General features: G+C 65.2%; 1 protein-coding gene and 1 pseudogene. One reads left to right on the forward strand and one right to left on the reverse strand.

Annotated elements, in window-relative coordinates; translation table 11 throughout:
* Positions 1-436 (reverse strand): lasso RiPP family leader peptide-containing protein (locus GAS53_RS58730; RefSeq protein ID WP_404829448.1); only part of this gene is annotated, 436 nt, incomplete at its 3' end.
* Between the two features lie 101 nt (positions 437-537).
* On the opposite strand from GAS53_RS58730, the pseudogene GAS53_RS53805 reads away from it, so the two are divergent.
* Positions 538-1829: pseudogene (locus GAS53_RS53805) on the forward strand (IS256 family transposase).
* The last annotated feature ends 124 nt before the right edge of the window (positions 1830-1953 follow it).

Below are 1953 nucleotides of genomic sequence, written 5' to 3' on the forward strand. Positions count from 1 at the left end.
CGGGAAACCTGCCGATGCTGCCCTGGGTCGCCTCGGCGTACTCGCCCGCCTCGACGAGCAGCGGCGGCTCGTAGACATCCTCGGTCTCGATGTTCTTCAGTACGTCGCTCACAGCGGTCACCTCCCATCGCATCGGAGATGGAACTTCCATCTCCGGCACACCGAATATCGTCTGTGGATACGTCCGTTTCCACCGTTCCGGTCGCCATGACGCTGAGGCCGCTTCATGTCTCGCCGGCGGGACACGATCGCCTGTATCCGTTCGTCGCTGCCGAGCGCCGCTACGGCTCGCCATCCCCTCAACCGCCTCCCGGCGGCCCCTTCCTCGTCGAGCAGCGCGCTGGCCCGCACAGGCCGCCGCCCCCGACCGCGAAGCCCAACTCACCGCCCTCGACGCCGACTGGACTCCCATACGGCCCCGACCGGCACCGCACATACCACCTGCCGCGCCGTCACATCGAGGCGTGCACCGGGGTGGGGCAGCTGCACGGGGACTGTAAATCTTCGGTGTAACTCCCGATCATGGAAGATGCATCGATGACCGGTGAGAACGTGACCGAACACGAGGCTGCCGAGTCGGCAGCGGCTGTGTCGGCGAAGGCCGTGGACGGCCAGCTGATCGACGAGTTGGTGAGCCGTGCCAGGCCGAGGGCCTGCAGTTGACGGGTGAGGGCGGGCTGCTGCAGCAGTTGACGAAGCGGCTGCTGGAGTCCGCCCTCGAGGGCGAAATCACCGATCACCTCGGCTATGACAAGCAGGATCCGGCGGGCAAGGACGGTGGCAACTCCCGCAACGGCAAACGCTCCAAGACTGTGCTGACCGACGTGGGACCAGTGGAGATAACCGTGCCCCGGGACCGGGACGGCTCCTTCGAACCGAAGATCGTCAAGAAGCGGCAGAAGCGCCTGACCGGGGTTGACGAGATGGTCATCTCGCTGGCCGCCAAGGGCCTGACCACCGGAGAAGTTCAGGCCCACCTGGCAGAGGTCTACGGCGCCGAGGTATCCCGGCAAACCATCTCCACCATCACCGACAAGGTCCTCGAGGGCATGGCGGAATGGCAGAACCGCCCCCTCGACGCCGTCTATCCGGTGGTCTTCATCGACGCCATCCACGTGAAGATCCGTGACGGTGCCGTCGCGAACCGGCCCATCTATGTGGCCCTGGCCGTCACGGTCGAAGGCCGGCGCGAGATCCTGGGATTGTGGGCCGGGGACGGTGGCGAGGGCGCCAAGCACTGGCTGCACATCCTCACCGAGATCAAGAACCGCGGTGTCAACGACGTGCTGATGCTGGTCTGCGACGGGCTCAAGGGCCTGCCCGAAGCGGTCGAGACGGTCTGGCCCCGCACGGTCGTGCAGACCTGCGTGGTGCACCTGCTGCGGAATTCCTTCCGCTATGCCGCCCGCCAGGACTGGGACAAGATCGCCAGACTCCTCAAGTCCGTCTACACCGCCCCGACCGAGGAGGCCGCCTTGGAGCGGTTCGCGGAGTTCGCTGACGCGTGGAGCAGGAAGTATCCGGCGATCGTGAAGCTGTGGGAGAACGCCTGGGAGGAGTTCACCCCGTTTCTGCGGTTCGACACCGAGATCCGCCGCATCGTCTGCACCACCAACGCAATTGAGTCGGTGAACGCGCGGATACGACGGGCGGTCAAGGCCCGCGGCCACTTCCCCAGCGAGCAGGCCGCGCTGAAGTGTGTCTACATGGCGATCATGTCTCTCGATCCCACTGGCAAGGGACAGGCCCGCTGGACCATGCGCTGGAAGACCGCGCTGAACGCCTTCGACATCACCTTCGACAGCCGACTCTCAACAGCCCGTCAGTAATCAACAACCCAGTTACACCGCTCGATTGACAGACCCGTTGCACGAAGGTGTCCAGGAATCTGGAGGCGGCTGCTGTCTGACGGTCTTGAGTTCCGTGGACGATGGGAGCGCCGGAGTGATGGGA

The sequence above is a fragment of the Streptomyces albicerus genome, from assembly GCF_008905045.1.
In the GTDB taxonomy this organism is placed as follows: Bacteria; Actinomycetota; Actinomycetes; order Streptomycetales; family Streptomycetaceae; genus Streptomyces; species Streptomyces albicerus.